This is a genomic window from Oscillibacter valericigenes, assembly GCF_021531435.1.
Taxonomy (GTDB): Bacteria; Bacillota; Clostridia; order Oscillospirales; family Oscillospiraceae; genus Oscillibacter; species Oscillibacter valericigenes_B.
In genome coordinates this window covers 1-14,705 of sequence record NZ_JAFBIS010000012.1, presented here as the reverse complement: position 1 = coordinate 14,705, position 14,705 = coordinate 1, and the positions used below count along the sequence as shown (strand labels likewise).

Below are 14,705 nucleotides of genomic sequence, written 5' to 3'. Positions count from 1 at the left end.
CTCCGCAAGGATAAGATAACGTGATACTCACTTGAGGTAAACGCTTTGCAAACGCAGGGGCGCGTCAGGACGCGCCCTTACGCATTTTATTTTCCAAAGGGGCAGACAGGCCAGTGGCAGGGCTTGCAGCCCAGGCACAGTCCGCCCTCTCCCATGGCGGCGAAGTCGGCCCGTGTCATTTCCACGCCCGCGGCGATGCGGGGCAGAGCCAGATCAAAGATGGTGGCGTCGGCATACATGACGCAGCCGGGCAGGCCGCAGATCGTAGTGCCGTCCTCATAATAGCCCAGCAGGAACATGGCGCCGGGCAGCACGGGAGCGCCGTAGGTGACGATACGGGCGCCGCTCTGTTTGATCCCACCGGGGGTGTTGTCGTCAGGGTCCACGCTCATGCCGCCGGTGCACAGGATAATATCCGCGCCGGTCTTGCGGGCCTCCGCAATGGCGTTTGCCACGTTTTCCACGCCGTCGCCGGAATAGGCGACGGACAGCGTTTCGATACCGTAGGCCGCCAGCTTATCTTTCACCACAGGGGTGAAGGTGTCCTGAATGAGACCTTTTTTCACCTCGCCGCCGGTAGCGATGATGGCGGCGGTTTTTTTGACGTAGGGGAGGACTTCCAGCAGGGGAGCGTCTCCGGCGGCGTCTTCGGCGGCTTGCAGCTTTTCCTCCGGGATGATCAGGGGAATGACACGGGTGCCTGCCAGCTTGTCGCCTTTTCTGACGGCGGTATTGCCCTTGCGGGTGGCGATCATCACATCCTCGGCGGAGTTGACCGCCACCAGCTTCTCACTGTTGACCCGGAACAGGCCGTCGCAGGCGGCGGTCAACTCGATCTTGCCCTCCTTGGTTTCGCTCCACTCCATGTTGGTTTTGCCGCAGAGGGCGGCCAGCCGCTCCGCCGCGTCGTTTTCGTGGACCATGCCGGGGGTCATTTCCCAGACATAGAGGTGCGCCTTGCCCATGGACAGCAGGACGGGAATGTCCTCCTCCGTCACCACATGGCCCTTGCGGAACCGGGCACCTTTGTATACGTCCTTGATGATCTGGGTCATGTCGTGGCACAGCACATGGCCCACGGCGTCTTCGGTTTTGATGAGCTTCATTTTGCTGCCTCCAGAATTTCGATCTCGTCTCCGGGCCGGACGGTGCCTTCTTTCACCACCACGGCGAAAATGCCCTCGGTGGGCATGACGCACTTGCCGACGGCCTTTTTGATGGCACAGTCGTTGTGGCACTCCTTGCCGATCTGGGTCACTTCCACCTCAGTCTCACCGATGCGGAGATGAGTACCAATCGGCAGATGCTTCAAGTCAATGCCCACGGTGTTGATATTTTCCGCGAACACACCCGCGTCCAGAGAGATAGGGGAGAGGGCCCGCATGGTGTCCACGCTTTCCTCCGCCAGCAGGGAAATCTGGCGGTGCCAGTCCCCGGCGTGGGCGTCGCCCACAATGCCGTGGCGGAGTTTTAACTCGATTTGGGAAACGGGCTTTTTCAGCGTGCCTTTCCGCTCGCTGATATTGACGGATACGACCTTTGCCATGTTCATTCCTCCGCGATATAGTCGCCGCTCTTGCCGCCGCTCTTTCGCAGCAGGCGGATGTTGGTGATGTGCATGTCTTTCTGGACGGCCTTGCACATGTCATAGATGGTCAGCGCCGCCACGGAAACGGCTGTGAGGGCCTCCATTTCCACCCCGGTGACGCCGGTGCAGGAGACGGCGGCCTGAATTTCCACCATGCAGGGGTTATCGGACAGGTGAAACGTGATGTCGATGCCGGTCAGGGGCAGGGGGTGGCACATGGGGATCAGCTCCCAGTTGTGCTTGGCGGCCTGGATGCCCGCTACCTGTGCCACTGCCAGCACGTCGCCCTTTTTCATGGTGCCGTTTTTGATATGGGCCATGGTATCCGGTGCCATGTGGACTTCTCCGGCGGCCACGGCTATCCGGCGGGTGACGGCCTTTTCCGTCACGTCTACCATTTTTGCCCGGCCCTGTTCATTAAAGTGCGTCAGTTCAGACATGGTTCAGCCTCCGATTTGGTTCATGGTGCGGGGGGTGTCGCTGGGGCCCTCCGCCAAATGGTGGCGCTGGGGCTTTTGCAGAATTCCCCGGCGGATGGCGTCCTCCAGGTCCTTGCCGTGGAGACCCCGAAGGGGAAGCTCCTCACGGCTGTGGAGGCAGCCTTTCAGCTTGCCGTCCGCCGTCACCCGGATGCGGCGGCACTGGCCGCAGAAATCGTGGCTGAGGGGCGAAATCAGGCCAACAGTGCCCTTGGCGCCCGGCAGATGGTATCTCCGGGCCACACCATTTGGTTCGATTACCTGTAAAGTAGAATACCTTTTCAGAATAGTATCCACAGAGAGAAAACAGGACGTTTCCCATTCGGCGCAGGGTCCCATGGGCATCAGTTCAATAAAACGGACTTCCCAGGGATGTTCCATCGTCAGCTGCAAAAAGCCCCCGACCTCATCGTCATTGAAACCGCCGATCAGGACCGTGTCCAGCTTTAAATCGGTGAATCCAACTGCTTCAGCGGCGTGGATGCCATCCAAAACGTCGGAAAGAGTGCCTGATCGGGTCATATTGGCGAAGCGCTCAGGCTGGAGCGTGTCCAGGCTGATGTTCAGCCGGTCCACACCGGCTTCCCGCAGGGGCTTTGCCAGCTCCGGAAGCAGGCTTCCGTTGGTGGTGAGGCACAGCTCCTCCAGGCCCGGAATGGCCCGAAGTCCGCGGCAGATGCTCAGAATGCCCCGGCGGACCAGAGGCTCTCCGCCTGTTAAGCGAATCTTCTTTACACCACAGGCAACTGCCGCCTGTCCGATTTCCACCAGCTCCTCCACGGAGAGAATGTCGGCGTGGGGGCGTTTGCATACGCCCTCAGCGGGCATACAGTAGCGGCAGCGGTAGTTGCACAGGTCTGTCACCGACAGCCGCAGGTAGTCGATGGTCCGTCCGCAACCGTCCAGCATACAGATCCCCCTTTTTCGTGATACTCATTTGAGATTAACGCTAGCCACATTGTACCAGTTTTCCGAAAAAAGTCAAGAAAAAAGAGGCGCCCTGCCGGGCGCCCCTTCGGGTCAGCTTTTCGGCTTTCGGAGGGCACGGATCGTGGCGGTCAGCAAAGCGGCGAACAGGGCAAGTCCGGCGAAGTCCAGCAGGGCGGAGAGGAAGAGATACAGGTTGGCCGGTATTCCGTGGGAAGGCGTGGGCAGAGGGATGAATTGCAGTACTGCCCACAGCATCCAGCCCGCCGCCAGCCGCTTTTGGGAGAGGATTTTCACAGATTCACGGAAGGAGACCATTGTTCCGATGACCAGAGCGGCCATCACGCCGATTTGAACAAAGGCCAGAATAAAGTGCAGCCCGGAGTAATATTCGTAGACGGCGGGGTGGAACAGAAAGCGCCAGCGAAGACTGGTGGAGAAATAGAGGAAAATATCCGCGATGCCGTATAATGTCCAGGCGCACCAAAGTCCTGTTCGCCTTTTCACGGTGAAGCAGATGACAGCGCAGACCAGAAACGGGATGGCTAAGATCAGCCCTTCCAGCGGGCCGCCCAGCGCCGCCAGGACCAGCCAGACCAAAAACGCCATGCACAGCAGGATGATAGCTGCGATTTTTTGCCCGTGCATCTGCCGGGGCAGCGGTACAGGGGATGGCACCGGCTCCGGGAGCGTTTCTCCTGTCACCAATTCGTCCAGCGTGACGCCGAACAACTGGCTCAGCTTTACCAGCTTGTCCAGCTCCGGGATACTGGCATCGGTCTCCCACTTGCTGACGGACTGGCGGGACACGCCCAGGGCGTCGGCCAATTCCCCCTGGGACAGCTTTTTCTCCGCCCGCAGGCGGCTGATGGTGGCTCCGAGGCTCATAGGTACCCTCCTTTTTGATACCAGTATAGACCAAGGAGGCTGAAAAGTCAACCAACCCGGCTTGGAACCCCGGCAACCAGCGGTTGCACCCTTGACGGTGTATGTGGGAAAGTGCTATTCTATGAAAAGAAGAACGAGAGGGAGGGGTTGCTGTGGAACTGGCGAAGCTGCTGGGCATTCATCCCGGCGTCACCGCCATCATCGGCGGCGGCGGCAAGACCACTCTCCTGCGGACGCTGGGGGAGGAACTGGCAGAGGAGAACCGTGTGCTGCTCTGTACCACCACCAAGATTTTTCCCTTTCCCGCACTGCCTTGCGCTACGACCGCGGAAGCATTGGACAGCCGGGAGCACCGCCTGCTGTGTGCCGGGACACCTGTACCCGGCACCGAAAAGCTGACGGCGCCGCCTGTCCCCATGGCGGAACTGGCGTCACGGTTTGATTATGTGTTGGTGGAGGCCGACGGTTCCGCCCAGCGGCCCTTGAAAGCCCACGCCGCCCATGAGCCGGTGATCCCGGCGGAGGCCGGTCAGGTCATCTGCGTAGTGGGGGCCTCCGGGTTCGGACGGCCCGTTTCGGAGGCGGCCCACCGGCCTGAACTGTACGCCCGTCTGGCTGGGGTGTCCGTGGAGGACACAGCCGCACCGGAGACGGAGGCGGCGGTGCTGCGGGCGGAGGGCCTGCATCATAGAATTTATGTAAACCAGGTAGAGGCTTCTCCGGCTCTGGCGGCATCAAAGGCGCTGGCGGCTCTGCTGGACTGCCCGGTGCTGGCCGGGAGCCTCCACAGAAGGGAGTATTTCGTATGCTCGTAGTGATTCGGGGAGCCGGGGACATTGCCACTGGCATTGCCCTGCGGCTTTGGCGGGCCCATATCCGGGTCGCCATGACCGATATCGAACGGCCCACCGCCATCCGGCGGACAGTCTGTTTTTCCCAGGCTATCGTCCACGGGGAGACCACCGTGGAGGATGTGACCGCCAAGCGGGCGGCGTCGCCGGAGGCGGCGCTGGACATTTTGAAAACCGGGTGCATCCCGGCGCTGGCGGACCCGGAGGGGGCCTGTATCCCGGTGCTGAAGCCGGACGCGGTGGTGGATGCTATTCTGGCCAAAAAGAACCTGGGGACGAAAATCACCGACGCGCCTGTGGTCGTCGGCGTAGGGCCCGGATTCACCGCGGGCGTGGACTGCCATGCCGTGGTGGAGACTATGCGGGGCCATTACCTGGGGCGGGTCATACATGAGGGCAGCGCCATCCCCAATACCGGCATCCCCGGCCTCATCGGAGGCTTTGCCGGGGAGCGGGTACTGCGGGCTCCCGCGGACGGCGTGTTCCATCAGCTTTTGGACATCGGAGCGCAGGTGAAAATGGGGGATGTGGCCGCCACGGTAGACGGCCAGCCCATGGTCTGCACGCTGGACGGCGTACTGCGGGGCATCCTGGCGGACGGAACGCCGGTGTTTAAGGGCATGAAGGCCGGGGACATCGACCCCCGGTGCGAAATTAAGCACTGCTACTGTGCCAGCGACAAGGCTTTGGCAGTGGGCGGCGGTGTGCTGGAGGCTGTTCTGGCCCTGACCGGGGCGCTGAAATGAAGCGGCTGGCGCTGATGCTCTGCATGCTGGCGTGTTTTGCGGCGTCAGGCTGCGGCATTCAACAGAAGCAGCCGCCGGAGTTGCCTGCGGAGCAGGAGCAGATAAAAGATCCGGAAGCTCCGGCGGGACAGGAACCTGCTGCCGCACCTGCGGAATCTGAGCCGGAGCCGACAGCAGAGGATTTTGTACGTGTGGCGGACTGCATCCCTGATATTCTGGTAGATTTGCGGTATGCCACAGCGGATAACTTCACCGGAGAAGTGATTTACAAATTCAACGACGCCTATCTGCGGTACGGCACGGTGAAGAAGCTGGCCGCTGTGCAGGAGGCATTGTCAGAGCAGGGATACGGATTGGTGATCTGGGACGCGTTCCGCCCGGTGTCTGCCCAGTTTACACTGTGGGACATCTGCCCGGACAGCCGGTATGTGGCGGATCCCAACAAGGGGTTTTCCTCTCACAGCAGGGGGAATACCGTGGACTTGACCCTGGTAATGCTGGATGGCGGAAGTGTGGTCATGCCTACGGGATTTGACGATTTTTCCGCCAAAGCGGACCGGGATTACAGCGATGTGGACGAGGAAGCGGCGGTTCATGCGATCCTTCTGGAAAATGCCATGATAGAGGCGGGCTTCAAGCCCTATTCCGGCGAGTGGTGGCATTTTTCCGATACAGACAGCTACGATGTGGAGGAACACTTTACGCCGCAGGAACATTTGGAGAGCGAGGAGAACGACAATGGCTGAAAATGAAGTGAAGCTGACGAAGCTGGCGAAGTGCGCCGGGTGCGGCGCCAAGGTGGGCGCGGGCGTTTTGGCCCAGCTGCTGGATGGCATCAAGGTCCACAGTGACCCTGATCTGCTGGTGGGCTTTGATAAGAGCGACGACGCCAGTGTCTATAAGGTCTCCGATGATCTGGCCCTGGTGCAGACGGTGGATTTCTTCCCGCCCATCGCGGACGACCCGTATCTCTTCGGACAGATCGCCGCCACCAACGCCCTTTCCGACGTGTACGCCATGGGCGGCGAGCCGAAGCTGTGCCTGAATATCATGGCGATCCCGGCGGATATGCCGAAGGAGGCGGTCCACGACCTGCTGCGGGGCGGTTACGACAAGGTCTACGAGGCCGGGGCCCTCATCACGGGAGGCCACAGCATTCTGGACGAAGAACCGAAGTATGGCCTGGCCGTGACAGGCTTTGTCCATCCGGATAAGGTGCTGACCAATTCCGGGGCGAAGCCGGGGGATGTACTGCTGTTCACAAAGCCTATCGGCATCGGCGTGCTGACTACCGCCGCCAAAGCGGACATGGCGTCGGCGGAGAGTATGGCCCTGGCCCATAAGCTGATGACGACCTTGAATAAGTCCGCCCGGGATGCCATGGTGAAGTACCGTGTCCACGCCTGTACCGATGTGACGGGCTTCGGACTGCTGGGCCATACCCTGGAGATGGCCCAGGGCAGCGAGGCGGAAGTGGAACTGGATGTGGCGTCCATTGACCTGATCCCCGAGGCGGTGGAGCTGGCCCGGATGGGTATTCTGCCGGAGGGCATGTACCGCAACCGGGCCTTTGCGGAGGAGAGCGTGGATGCCGGGACAATAGAGTTATGTAAACAAGACCTGCTGTACGACCCCCAAACCGCCGGCGGGCTACTGATGGCGGTGGACCCGGCGGACGCGGATGCGCTGTATGCGGAACTGCAAAACTGTGTGCCCAGCGCCCAGCGGGTGGGCACTGTTCGGGAGTACCGGGGCGGAAAGCGGATATTCCTGCGGTAAAATAATAAAAAATTCCCCATTTGCCGAGCAAATGGGGAATTTTTGCTTACAGGTCGACCACGGTGACTTCGTGCCCGGTATGGGGCAGGAACTTGCGGAGAATATCAGCCGTTTTCAGCTTGAGGCTGCTGGTGCAGATGCAGGGGTGGCAGCTCAGGTATTCCGCCTCATAGACCTCCCGCTCCATCAGCAGCCGGACGCGGTGATCCGTGTCGTTCATCAATCCCAGAATGGTAGCAGAGCCGGGGGTGCAGTGGAGCAGCTCCCACAGGGATTCCTCCGGGGCGAAGGACAGCCGGGCGGAGCCGATCTGGTGGCTCAGGTCCTTGGTGTGGAAGGGCTTGTCAGGCCCCATGCACAGCAGATAGAAGTCCGTTTTCTGGCGGTTGCAGAGAAACAGGTTCTTGCAGATGGGCACGCCCAGCACTTCGCTGACGGCGGCGCATTTTTCCATGGTGTCGGCGGGGTCGCTGGATACCCGGTCATAGCCGATGCCCAGAGTCTCCAGAATGTCAAAGGCGGCGGCCTCCTGGGGGAGCAGCTCGCCCTCGGGACGGGCGTTGTGGTACAGGGGAGAGATTTCCATAGTTTTTAGTCCTTATCCAGAATTTTTTCTCCGGCGCGGTAGATGTCGCCGGCGCCGACGGTCAAAATGAGGTCGCCGGGGCGGGCCAGCTTCCGCAGCTCCTCCGCCGTTTTCTCCAGCGTGGAACAATAAACGGAGCCGGGGATGTTGCGGCACAGGTCGGCGGAGGAGATGCCCAGGGTATTCTGCTCCCGGGCGGCGTAAATTTCAGCCAGAACAGCCACATCCGCCAGCTTCAGTTCCTCCACAAAGCGGTCGAACAGCTTGGCGGTGCGGGAGTAGGTATGGGGCTGGAAGGCCACAATGATGCGCTGATAGCCCAGGGTCCGGGCGGTGGTCAGCAAGGCGTGGAGCTCGTCGGGGTGATGGGCGTAGTCGTCGTAGATGTCGGCGCCGTTGCAGGTGCCCTTTCGCTCAAAGCGGCGGCCCGCGCCGGTGAAGGCTGCCAGACCCTCTTCCACGGCCTTGCCGGGGATGCCCAGCACATAGGCGGCGGAGGCGGCGGCCAGGGCGTTGAGAACATTGTGGTGGCCGTAGACGTGGAGGGTCACATGGGCATAGGTTTCGCCGTGGATCACCACGTCAAAAGAGGGGGCGCCGTCCACATCGTGGAGATCGGCGGCGGTGCAGTCGGCGGGATGCTCCAGACCGAAGGTGAACACGGGGTGCTCCAGTCCGGCCACGGAGTCCATGGCGCCCTGGTTGTCGGCGTTGGCGATGACAAAACCCGCATTCGGGACCAACTCCGCAAACTTGTGGAAGGAGTGTTCAATGTCGTTCAGGTCCTTGAAGAAATCCAGGTGGTCTTCTTCCACATTCAGGATCACCGCCACGGTGGGGTAGAAGCACAGAAAGCTGTTGCAGTATTCGCAGGACTCTAGAATGATGGTGTCGCCATGGCCCACCCGGTAGCCGGAGTGGAGCAGGGGCAGGGTGCCGCCGATCATGACCGTGGGGTCCGCCTGGGCAGCCATGAAGATATGGGTGCACATGGAGGTAGTCGTGGTCTTGCCATGGGTGCCGGAGACGCACAGGGCATTGGGATAGTGCTGCATGATGGCACCCCAGGCCTGGGCGCGCTCATAGACGGGGATGCCCCGGGCCACGGCCCCGGCGATCTCCGGGTTGCTGTCGTGGACGGCGGCGGTGCGGATCACGAAGTCACAGTCGCCCAGGTTTTCGGCGTTGTGGCCGATGGCGACCTGGATGCCCAGGGAGCGGAGGTGCCTGACGGTATCGCTTTCCGTCATGTCGGAGCCCTGGACCGTCAGGCCCATGCCCCGGAGAACTTCCGCCAGGGGGCACATGGACACGCCGCCGATGCCGACCAGGTGGACCCGCTTGCCGGGCACCAGGTAATCACGGATGGGATGGGGATTGTTCATCATGGAGAACGTTCTTCCTTTCAAAACGCTTTTTGCCGTATAGATGGGAAAAAAGCGTTGCATAATCTTCAAAAGCACTTTATTATATTACACGAATATGTGAAATGCAATGGGAAAGGGGGCGAAAAGGTGGCAAATATTCCGAAAAGCGTACAGGAAGTGCTGGAGATTTTGACGGCGGCAGGCCATGAGGCCTGGTGTGTGGGCGGCTGTGTCCGGGATACGCTGCTGGGACGGACGCCGGAGGATTGGGATGTGACCACCAGCGCCCTGCCGGAGGAGACCATGGCGCTGTTTGGGCAGCGGGCGCTGCCCACGGGCCTGCGCCACGGTACCGTGACGGTGCGGACGGACCGGGGCGGCGTGGAAGTGACCACTTTCCGCTGCGACGGCGCGTACCACGACCACCGGCGGCCGGATACTGTCACCTTTACCCGCTCCCTGGAGGAGGACCTGAAGCGCCGGGACTTCACCGTCAACGCCATGGCGCTGGGGCTGGATGGGACTATCCGGGACCCCTTCGGCGGACAGTCCGACCTGAGGGCGGGCATCCTGCGGTGCGTGGGAGAGCCGGATAAACGCTTTGACGAGGACGCCCTCCGCATCCTGCGGGCGCTGCGGTTCTCGGCGGTGCTGGGCTTTTCCATTGAGGAGAAGACGGCGGCGGGTATCCACAAAAATAAGGAACTGCTGGGGGACATTGCCGCCGAGCGCATCCAGGCAGAGCTTTTCAAGCTGCTGTGCGGGAAAAACGCGCTGGCTGTGATGCGGGCATACCCGGATGTCATCGGCGTGTTCTGGCCGGAGGTGCTGCCCATGGTAGGGCTGGACCAGCGGAACCACCACCACTGCTACGATGTTTGGGAGCACACCATTCACGCCGTGGCGGCGGTGCCGCCGGAGCCGGAAGTGCGGTGCGCGGCGCTGCTCCACGACATCGGGAAGCCTGCCACGTTTACAGTGGACGAAAACGGCGTGGGCCATTTCTACGGCCACGCCGCCGCCAGCGAGGAACTGGCTGACGGGATGCTCCGGCGATTGAAGTGCTCCCGGTCATTCCGGGAGACGGTGGTTCGGCTGGTGGCGTGGCATGACCGGAACATTCCCCGGACGGACAAGGCCGTCCGCCGGGCGCTGGGAAAGCTGGGGGAACGGGACCTGCGGCGGCTCATCGCCTTAAAACGGGCGGACAACCTGGCGCAGTCCCCGACCTATTTCAGCCGCCAGCGGGAATTGGATAAGGGAGAGGCTATTTTGGACAAACTGCTGGCGGAAGACGCCTGTTTTTCCTTAAAACAACTTGCTGTCAATGGGAAAGACTTGACAAAAATCGGGCTCTCCGGCCCGGCGTTGGGGCGGATGCTGAACGCCCTGCTGGACCGGGTCGTGGATGGAGATGTGCCGAATGAACGGGAAGCCTTGCTGAAAACGGCGGCGGAGCTGCTGCCGCTTTTTGCAGAATCGTAGCTGATTTCAAAGAAAAGCCACGCCGGAAAGCACCGGCGTGGCTTTTTTATTCGCAGACCGCCGGATACAGCTCCCGGCAGAGTTTTTTTCCGCTCTCTGTCTGAAAAATGGTTTCATAGGCGTGGCGCTGGGCTTCCGGTGGGAGGCCGTCCTCGTATAGGTTCACCAGGAAATCCGCCTCCACCAGGATCTGATAGTCGGGCCCGTCGATAGCGGTATAGGTGTGGTGATGGCCCACCAGGAAAGAGATCCGCCGGATGTCTGCCTCCGGCCATCCCAGGCCGGTCAGCAGTTTTTCCGCCTCGGCGGGGCCCAGCTCCTCCTGATATTTGCCGGCGCTGGAGCCGTATTTGGCTTCGGCGGGATGGATGCCGATGTCGTGGACCAGAGCGGCGGCCTCCAGCACGGACTGGGTGTGTTCGTCCAGACCCTCTTCCACACCGATGAGACGGGCAAAGGCGTGGACTTTCAAAAAGTGCTGGATGCGCATGGGGTCGCCCGCGTCATAGGCGATCATGGCGGCGGTCACTTGTTTAATAGAATGTTCCATGTGGGATGCTCCTCTGTATTTTATACAATATCCAGCAACTGCCGCAGGTCCGAAATGACGAAATCAATCCGCAGACCTTCCGGTTCGGCTTCGCCGGTGGGATTGAACCAGCAGCAGGGGAGCCCCGCGTTGTTGGCTCCCCGGATGTCTGTGGCCAGAGAGTCTCCGATGACCAGGCAGTTTTCCGGTGTGATCTCCGGCACCCGGCGGCGGATGTAATCGTAATATGCCTTGTGGGGCTTGGCGGCGCCCGCCTCCTCGGAGATAAAAGCGTCGGCAAATACGTCTCCGAAGGGGCAGGCTCTCAGGCGGCTGCGCTGGACGGAGGCTACCGCGTTGGTGGCGATGTAGAGCCTGTGGCCCCGGCGGACCAGCTCCCGGCACACCTCCTCGGCGTGGGGCAGGGGAAAGACGGTCTCACCCAGGGCATCCAGATAATCCCGATTGCACCGGTCAGCGTCCCGGTCCAATCCCAAAGATTTCAGAAACCGGACGTACCGCTCCAAAGTCAGAAAATCCTTGGTGACCTCACCCCGGTTAAAGGCTTCCCACAGGACCTGGTTGACCTCGTGATAGAGCTGATAGCTTTCCGGAGAGTCGGGGACATCGTTCTTCCGGCACATGATGGAAAAGGCCCGGGAAGACGCCTTTGGAAAATCAAACAGGGTGTCGTCCGCGTCAAAGAGCAGGTATGGGTACTTCATAAACGATCCTCTTTATCAATGATGTTTTATTCTACCATGGCCGGGAGCAAAAGACAATCACCCTTCGGCCCTTTCCGCCATACCATACAACGAGGGGGGCGAGTCGGATGAAGAAGACCTTTGGATTGATCGGAGGAGACCGGCGGCAGGCGGAACTGGCCCGCCTGCTGGCGGCGGACGGACACACAGTCCGTACATACGGCCTGGACCGCTGGAAACCAGGCGGCGAAACGGGCCTGGACCGGGCTGCGGCCGCGGAGATCGTGATTTTGCCGCTGCCGCTGTGCAAGGGGGCCGGAGTCCTGAACTGCGAGGAGGGGCCGGTGCCTACCATGGACCTGTTCCGCCGCCTGCGGCCGGGACAGCGCATCCTGGCGGGGCAGGTGAAGCCTCAGCAGCGCCGGGAGGCGGAGGATTGCGGCCTGATCCTGGAGGACTACTTCCTGCGGGAAGAACTGACGGTGGCCAATGCGGCCGCCACGGCGGAGGCCGCCGTCCAGGTGGCGATGGAGGGCCTGGACCGGACGCTGATGGGAATGGACTGCCTGGTCCTGGGGTTCGGGCGTATCGGAAAGCTGCTGTGCGACCGGCTCCACGGCCTGGGGGCGAAAGTCACGGCCACAGCCCGGCGTCCGGCGGATATGGCCTGGATACGGGCCTACGGCTGGCAGGCGCTGGATACTTACGGGCTGGATGGGAAGTTGTCCGGCTTTGAAGTCATTTTCAACACCATCCCCTCACTGATCCTGGAGGAGCCGCTGCTGAGGCAGCTCCCGCCGAAGTGTTTGTGCGTGGATCTGGCGTCTGTCCAAGGCATTGACCTGGCTGCGGCGGAGCGCCTGGGGCTGCCCAATGTCTGGGCCAGGTCCCTGCCGGGACGCCTGGTGCCCTGCACCGCGGCGGCGGTCATCCGGGATGCGGTCTATTACATTTTAATGGAAGAACGAGGTGACCCTGCGTGAGAAAAGAACGGGTTGGGTTTGCGGTGTGCGGGTCCTTCTGCACCCATGCAAAAGTATTGGAGGCGCTGGGAGAATTGGTAAAGGAATACGAGACGGTGATCCCAATTGCCTCGGAAGAAGCCGCTTTTACGGATACCCGTTTCGGCAGCGCCGATGACCTGCTGGAAAAGCTGGAGGAGCTGACAGGGAACGAGGTGCTGTATGATATTCCGTCTGTGGAGCCCATCGGACCCAAGAAGCTGTTGGATGTCCTGGTCATTGCGCCTGCCACCGGAAATACGGTGGCAAAGCTGGCGGCGGGCATCACAGATACGGCCGTGACCATGGCGGCAAAAGCCCATCTGCGCAATGGCGGGCCGGTGGTCATCGCACTGGCCAGCAATGACGGTCTGTCGGCGGGGGCAAAGAACATCGGGGAACTGCTGGTGCGGAAAAACTACTATTTTGTGCCCTTTGGACAGGATAACGCTGTCCAGAAGCCGTGCTCTTTGGTGGCGGATTTCTCGAAAATCTCTGAAACAGTGGATGCCGCCCTGCGGGGCGTGCAGCTCCAGCCGGTTTTGCTGCGGTGAGATGAAAAGGACGGGTCCCCCGTCCTTTTCCTTTGTGTTTTTGAAAAAACCGTGATATGATACCACATTATATATAAAAGATTTCAGGAGGGGAGGACACTATGCCGAATTCCATGAAATATGCACTGGCACAGTCCCTGAAAAAGCTGCTGTCCGTCCGGAAACTGGACAAGATCACGGTAAAGGACATCGTGGAGGACTGCGGGGTGAACCGGCAGACTTTTTACTATTACTTCCGGGATATCTACGACCTGCTGGAGTGGAATTTCCAGGATGCGGCGGAGAAGCTGATCCGCTCCGGGCTGGATCAGAAAGATTGGCGGGCAGGACCGGGGGCCGTTTTGGAGTATCTGCGGGAAAATCAAGCACTGGTCTGGAACGCCTATCATTCCATCAGCCATGAGGCCGTATCCAACTTCCTGAAGCGTACGCTGAGGCCTTATATCTTGCAAGCCGTCCAAAAAGAGGCGGAGGGTCTGGAGCGGCAGCCCCGGCAGGAGAATATGGATTTTGTTGCTGACATGCATACGCTGATGGCGGTTGGTATCATTACAGAATGGATCAATCGCCAGGAAAAAGAGGGCGGGGAAGAGCGGCTGGAAAAACTGCTCACCGCCATGGAGGGCAGCGCCAGTCTGATGCTGCAGAACCTTGAAAGCGGGTCATCCAGTAAAAATGACGAAAAGGCTGTGTAAAAAATAAAACTTTAATAAGAACAACTTATGGCTTATATTAGATATATTAGTGTGCAAATGTGTTAAACAGCGTAAAAAAGAAAAAATAAAAAAGCTTGTCGAAAAAATGCACAAACAAGGGAAAACAGGGTTGACTTTTCAGACGGGCTTTGGTATTCTAACAAAGCTGTCCGACATGAGACAACGGTTTGAAAACACGAATTCAAGAAAAACGCTTGAAAAAAGGTGTTGACAAACCGAAAAATGTGTGGTACAGTATCAAATGTTCCGCCGGAAAGTGGCGTGTACCTTGTAAATTAAACAACGTAACGAAAAGAAAGCACCAGACGGAGACGGTTCTTAGGAACTGTAACCAAAAGTTGCAAAGTCCGGGTTAAGTCAATTACCGGATGATGTAACTATAAAAATGAAGCTATGACAAATAGCTCTATGAAGGTTTGAACAGCGAAAGCTGTTTAGATACCATTTTATAGAGAGTTTGATCCTGGCTCAGGACGAACGCTGGCGGCGTGCTTAACACATGCAA

17 protein-coding genes and 1 rRNA gene are annotated in these 14,705 nt (G+C 59.9%); 9 read left to right on the top strand and 9 right to left on the bottom strand.

Features of this window, described 5'->3' with window-relative positions; genetic code table 11:
- Positions 1-86: 86 nt before the first annotated feature.
- The 5 genes from JQM68_RS08140 to JQM68_RS08120 form a co-directional block, all read right to left on the bottom strand.
- Positions 87-1,106, bottom strand: coding sequence for a molybdopterin-binding protein (locus tag JQM68_RS08140; protein WP_235222512.1), 1,020 nt, complete (start codon positions 1,104-1,106; stop codon positions 87-89).
- Positions 1,103-1,546, bottom strand: a complete 444-nt coding sequence (locus JQM68_RS08135; protein WP_235222511.1) for an MOSC domain-containing protein — start codon at positions 1,544-1,546, stop codon at positions 1,103-1,105. Before JQM68_RS08135 ends, JQM68_RS08140 begins: the two co-directional genes overlap by 4 nt.
- Before the next feature lie 2 nt (positions 1,547-1,548).
- Positions 1,549-2,028, bottom strand: a complete 480-nt coding sequence (moaC, locus tag JQM68_RS08130) for a cyclic pyranopterin monophosphate synthase MoaC (protein ID WP_235222510.1) — start codon at positions 2,026-2,028, stop codon at positions 1,549-1,551.
- Between the two features lie 3 nt (positions 2,029-2,031).
- Positions 2,032-2,976: a GTP 3',8-cyclase MoaA gene (gene moaA, locus JQM68_RS08125; RefSeq protein ID WP_235222509.1), complete on the bottom strand. Its 945-nt coding sequence runs from the start codon at positions 2,974-2,976 to the stop codon at positions 2,032-2,034.
- 111 nt (positions 2,977-3,087) lie between these two features.
- Positions 3,088-3,882, bottom strand: coding sequence for a helix-turn-helix domain-containing protein (locus JQM68_RS08120; protein ID WP_235222508.1), 795 nt, complete (start codon positions 3,880-3,882; stop codon positions 3,088-3,090).
- Between the two features lie 152 nt (positions 3,883-4,034).
- Between JQM68_RS08120 and yqeC the strand changes: the two genes are divergently transcribed.
- Genes yqeC through selD form a run of 4 tightly spaced genes read left to right on the top strand, consistent with a single transcriptional unit; the run spans position 4,035 to position 7,258 of the window.
- Positions 4,035-4,697: a selenium cofactor biosynthesis protein YqeC gene (yqeC, locus tag JQM68_RS08115; RefSeq protein WP_235222507.1), complete on the top strand. Its 663-nt coding sequence runs from the start codon at positions 4,035-4,037 to the stop codon at positions 4,695-4,697.
- Entirely contained in the window at positions 4,688-5,479 is a 792-nt protein-coding gene (yqeB, locus tag JQM68_RS08110) for a selenium-dependent molybdenum cofactor biosynthesis protein YqeB (RefSeq protein WP_235222506.1), read from the top strand. The genes yqeC and yqeB overlap by 10 nt, the downstream gene beginning before the upstream one ends.
- Positions 5,476-6,225 carry a M15 family metallopeptidase gene (locus JQM68_RS08105; RefSeq protein ID WP_235222505.1) on the top strand — a complete coding sequence of 250 codons (750 nt, stop codon included), beginning with the start codon at positions 5,476-5,478 and terminating at the stop codon, positions 6,223-6,225. Before yqeB ends, JQM68_RS08105 begins: the two co-directional genes overlap by 4 nt.
- Complete coding sequence (gene selD, locus JQM68_RS08100) at positions 6,218-7,258, top strand: selenide, water dikinase SelD (RefSeq protein ID WP_235222504.1); 1,041 nt, start codon at positions 6,218-6,220, stop codon at positions 7,256-7,258. Before JQM68_RS08105 ends, selD begins: the two co-directional genes overlap by 8 nt.
- 46 nt (positions 7,259-7,304) lie before the next feature.
- Here selD and JQM68_RS08095 read toward each other — a convergent pair whose 3' ends face one another.
- Both JQM68_RS08095 and murC read right to left on the bottom strand, forming a co-directional pair.
- Positions 7,305-7,844: a prolyl-tRNA synthetase associated domain-containing protein gene (locus JQM68_RS08095; RefSeq protein WP_235222503.1), complete on the bottom strand. Its 540-nt coding sequence runs from the start codon at positions 7,842-7,844 to the stop codon at positions 7,305-7,307.
- Positions 7,845-7,849: 5 nt separating this feature from the next.
- Entirely contained in the window at positions 7,850-9,232 is a 1,383-nt protein-coding gene (gene murC, locus JQM68_RS08090) for a UDP-N-acetylmuramate--L-alanine ligase (RefSeq protein WP_235222502.1), read from the bottom strand.
- A 126-nt stretch (positions 9,233-9,358) separates the two neighbouring features.
- Here murC and JQM68_RS08085 point away from each other — a divergent pair, with 126 nt between their 5' ends.
- A complete protein-coding gene (locus JQM68_RS08085; protein ID WP_235222501.1) occupies positions 9,359-10,696 on the top strand; it encodes a CCA tRNA nucleotidyltransferase in 1,338 nt (445 codons plus the stop codon).
- A 46-nt stretch (positions 10,697-10,742) separates the two neighbouring features.
- Here JQM68_RS08085 and JQM68_RS08080 read toward each other — a convergent pair whose 3' ends face one another.
- The gene (locus JQM68_RS08080; protein ID WP_235222500.1) at positions 10,743-11,246 is read right to left on the bottom strand and encodes an HD domain-containing protein; all 504 of its coding nucleotides are present in this window, start codon (positions 11,244-11,246) and stop codon (positions 10,743-10,745) included.
- A gap of 20 nt (positions 11,247-11,266) precedes the next feature.
- Positions 11,267-11,950, bottom strand: a complete 684-nt coding sequence (locus tag JQM68_RS08075) for a YjjG family noncanonical pyrimidine nucleotidase (RefSeq protein WP_235222499.1) — start codon at positions 11,948-11,950, stop codon at positions 11,267-11,269.
- 107 nt (positions 11,951-12,057) lie between these two features.
- On the opposite strand from JQM68_RS08075, the gene JQM68_RS08070 reads away from it, so the two are divergent.
- From JQM68_RS08070 to JQM68_RS08055, 4 genes are all read left to right on the top strand, one after another.
- Complete coding sequence (locus tag JQM68_RS08070; protein WP_235222498.1) at positions 12,058-12,912, top strand: dipicolinate synthase subunit DpsA; 855 nt, start codon at positions 12,058-12,060, stop codon at positions 12,910-12,912.
- The gene (locus tag JQM68_RS08065; RefSeq protein ID WP_235222497.1) at positions 12,909-13,484 is read left to right on the top strand and encodes a dipicolinate synthase subunit B; all 576 of its coding nucleotides are present in this window, start codon (positions 12,909-12,911) and stop codon (positions 13,482-13,484) included. Before JQM68_RS08070 ends, JQM68_RS08065 begins: the two co-directional genes overlap by 4 nt.
- A 101-nt stretch (positions 13,485-13,585) precedes the next feature.
- A complete protein-coding gene (locus tag JQM68_RS08060; protein WP_235222496.1) occupies positions 13,586-14,179 on the top strand; it encodes a TetR/AcrR family transcriptional regulator C-terminal domain-containing protein in 594 nt (197 codons plus the stop codon).
- Positions 14,180-14,645: 466 nt separating this feature from the next.
- Positions 14,646-14,705 (top strand): 16S ribosomal RNA (locus JQM68_RS08055); the annotation flags it as partial.

What these genes read in the sequence shown, in the direction of transcription:
- JQM68_RS08120 (WP_235222508.1), bottom strand. Translation starts at nt 3,882, where the DNA reads ATGAGCCTCGGAGCCACCATCAGCCGCCTGCGGGCGGAGAAAAAGCTG.
- moaA (WP_235222509.1), bottom strand. Translation starts at nt 2,976, where the DNA reads ATGCTGGACGGTTGCGGACGGACCATCGACTACCTGCGGCTGTCGGTG.
- JQM68_RS08080 (WP_235222500.1), bottom strand. Translation starts at nt 11,246, where the DNA reads ATGGAACATTCTATTAAACAAGTGACCGCCGCCATGATCGCCTATGAC.
- selD (WP_235222504.1), top strand. Translation starts at nt 6,218, where the DNA reads ATGGCTGAAAATGAAGTGAAGCTGACGAAGCTGGCGAAGTGCGCCGGG.
- JQM68_RS08135 (WP_235222511.1), bottom strand. Translation starts at nt 1,546, where the DNA reads ATGGCAAAGGTCGTATCCGTCAATATCAGCGAGCGGAAAGGCACGCTG.
- JQM68_RS08070 (WP_235222498.1), top strand. Translation starts at nt 12,058, where the DNA reads ATGAAGAAGACCTTTGGATTGATCGGAGGAGACCGGCGGCAGGCGGAA.
- JQM68_RS08060 (WP_235222496.1), top strand. Translation starts at nt 13,586, where the DNA reads ATGCCGAATTCCATGAAATATGCACTGGCACAGTCCCTGAAAAAGCTG.
- JQM68_RS08095 (WP_235222503.1), bottom strand. Translation starts at nt 7,844, where the DNA reads ATGGAAATCTCTCCCCTGTACCACAACGCCCGTCCCGAGGGCGAGCTG.
- yqeB (WP_235222506.1), top strand. Translation starts at nt 4,688, where the DNA reads ATGCTCGTAGTGATTCGGGGAGCCGGGGACATTGCCACTGGCATTGCC.
- JQM68_RS08105 (WP_235222505.1), top strand. Translation starts at nt 5,476, where the DNA reads ATGAAGCGGCTGGCGCTGATGCTCTGCATGCTGGCGTGTTTTGCGGCG.
- murC (WP_235222502.1), bottom strand. Translation starts at nt 9,232, where the DNA reads ATGATGAACAATCCCCATCCCATCCGTGATTACCTGGTGCCCGGCAAG.
- moaC (WP_235222510.1), bottom strand. Translation starts at nt 2,028, where the DNA reads ATGTCTGAACTGACGCACTTTAATGAACAGGGCCGGGCAAAAATGGTA.
- JQM68_RS08075 (WP_235222499.1), bottom strand. Translation starts at nt 11,950, where the DNA reads ATGAAGTACCCATACCTGCTCTTTGACGCGGACGACACCCTGTTTGAT.
- JQM68_RS08140 (WP_235222512.1), bottom strand. Translation starts at nt 1,106, where the DNA reads ATGAAGCTCATCAAAACCGAAGACGCCGTGGGCCATGTGCTGTGCCAC.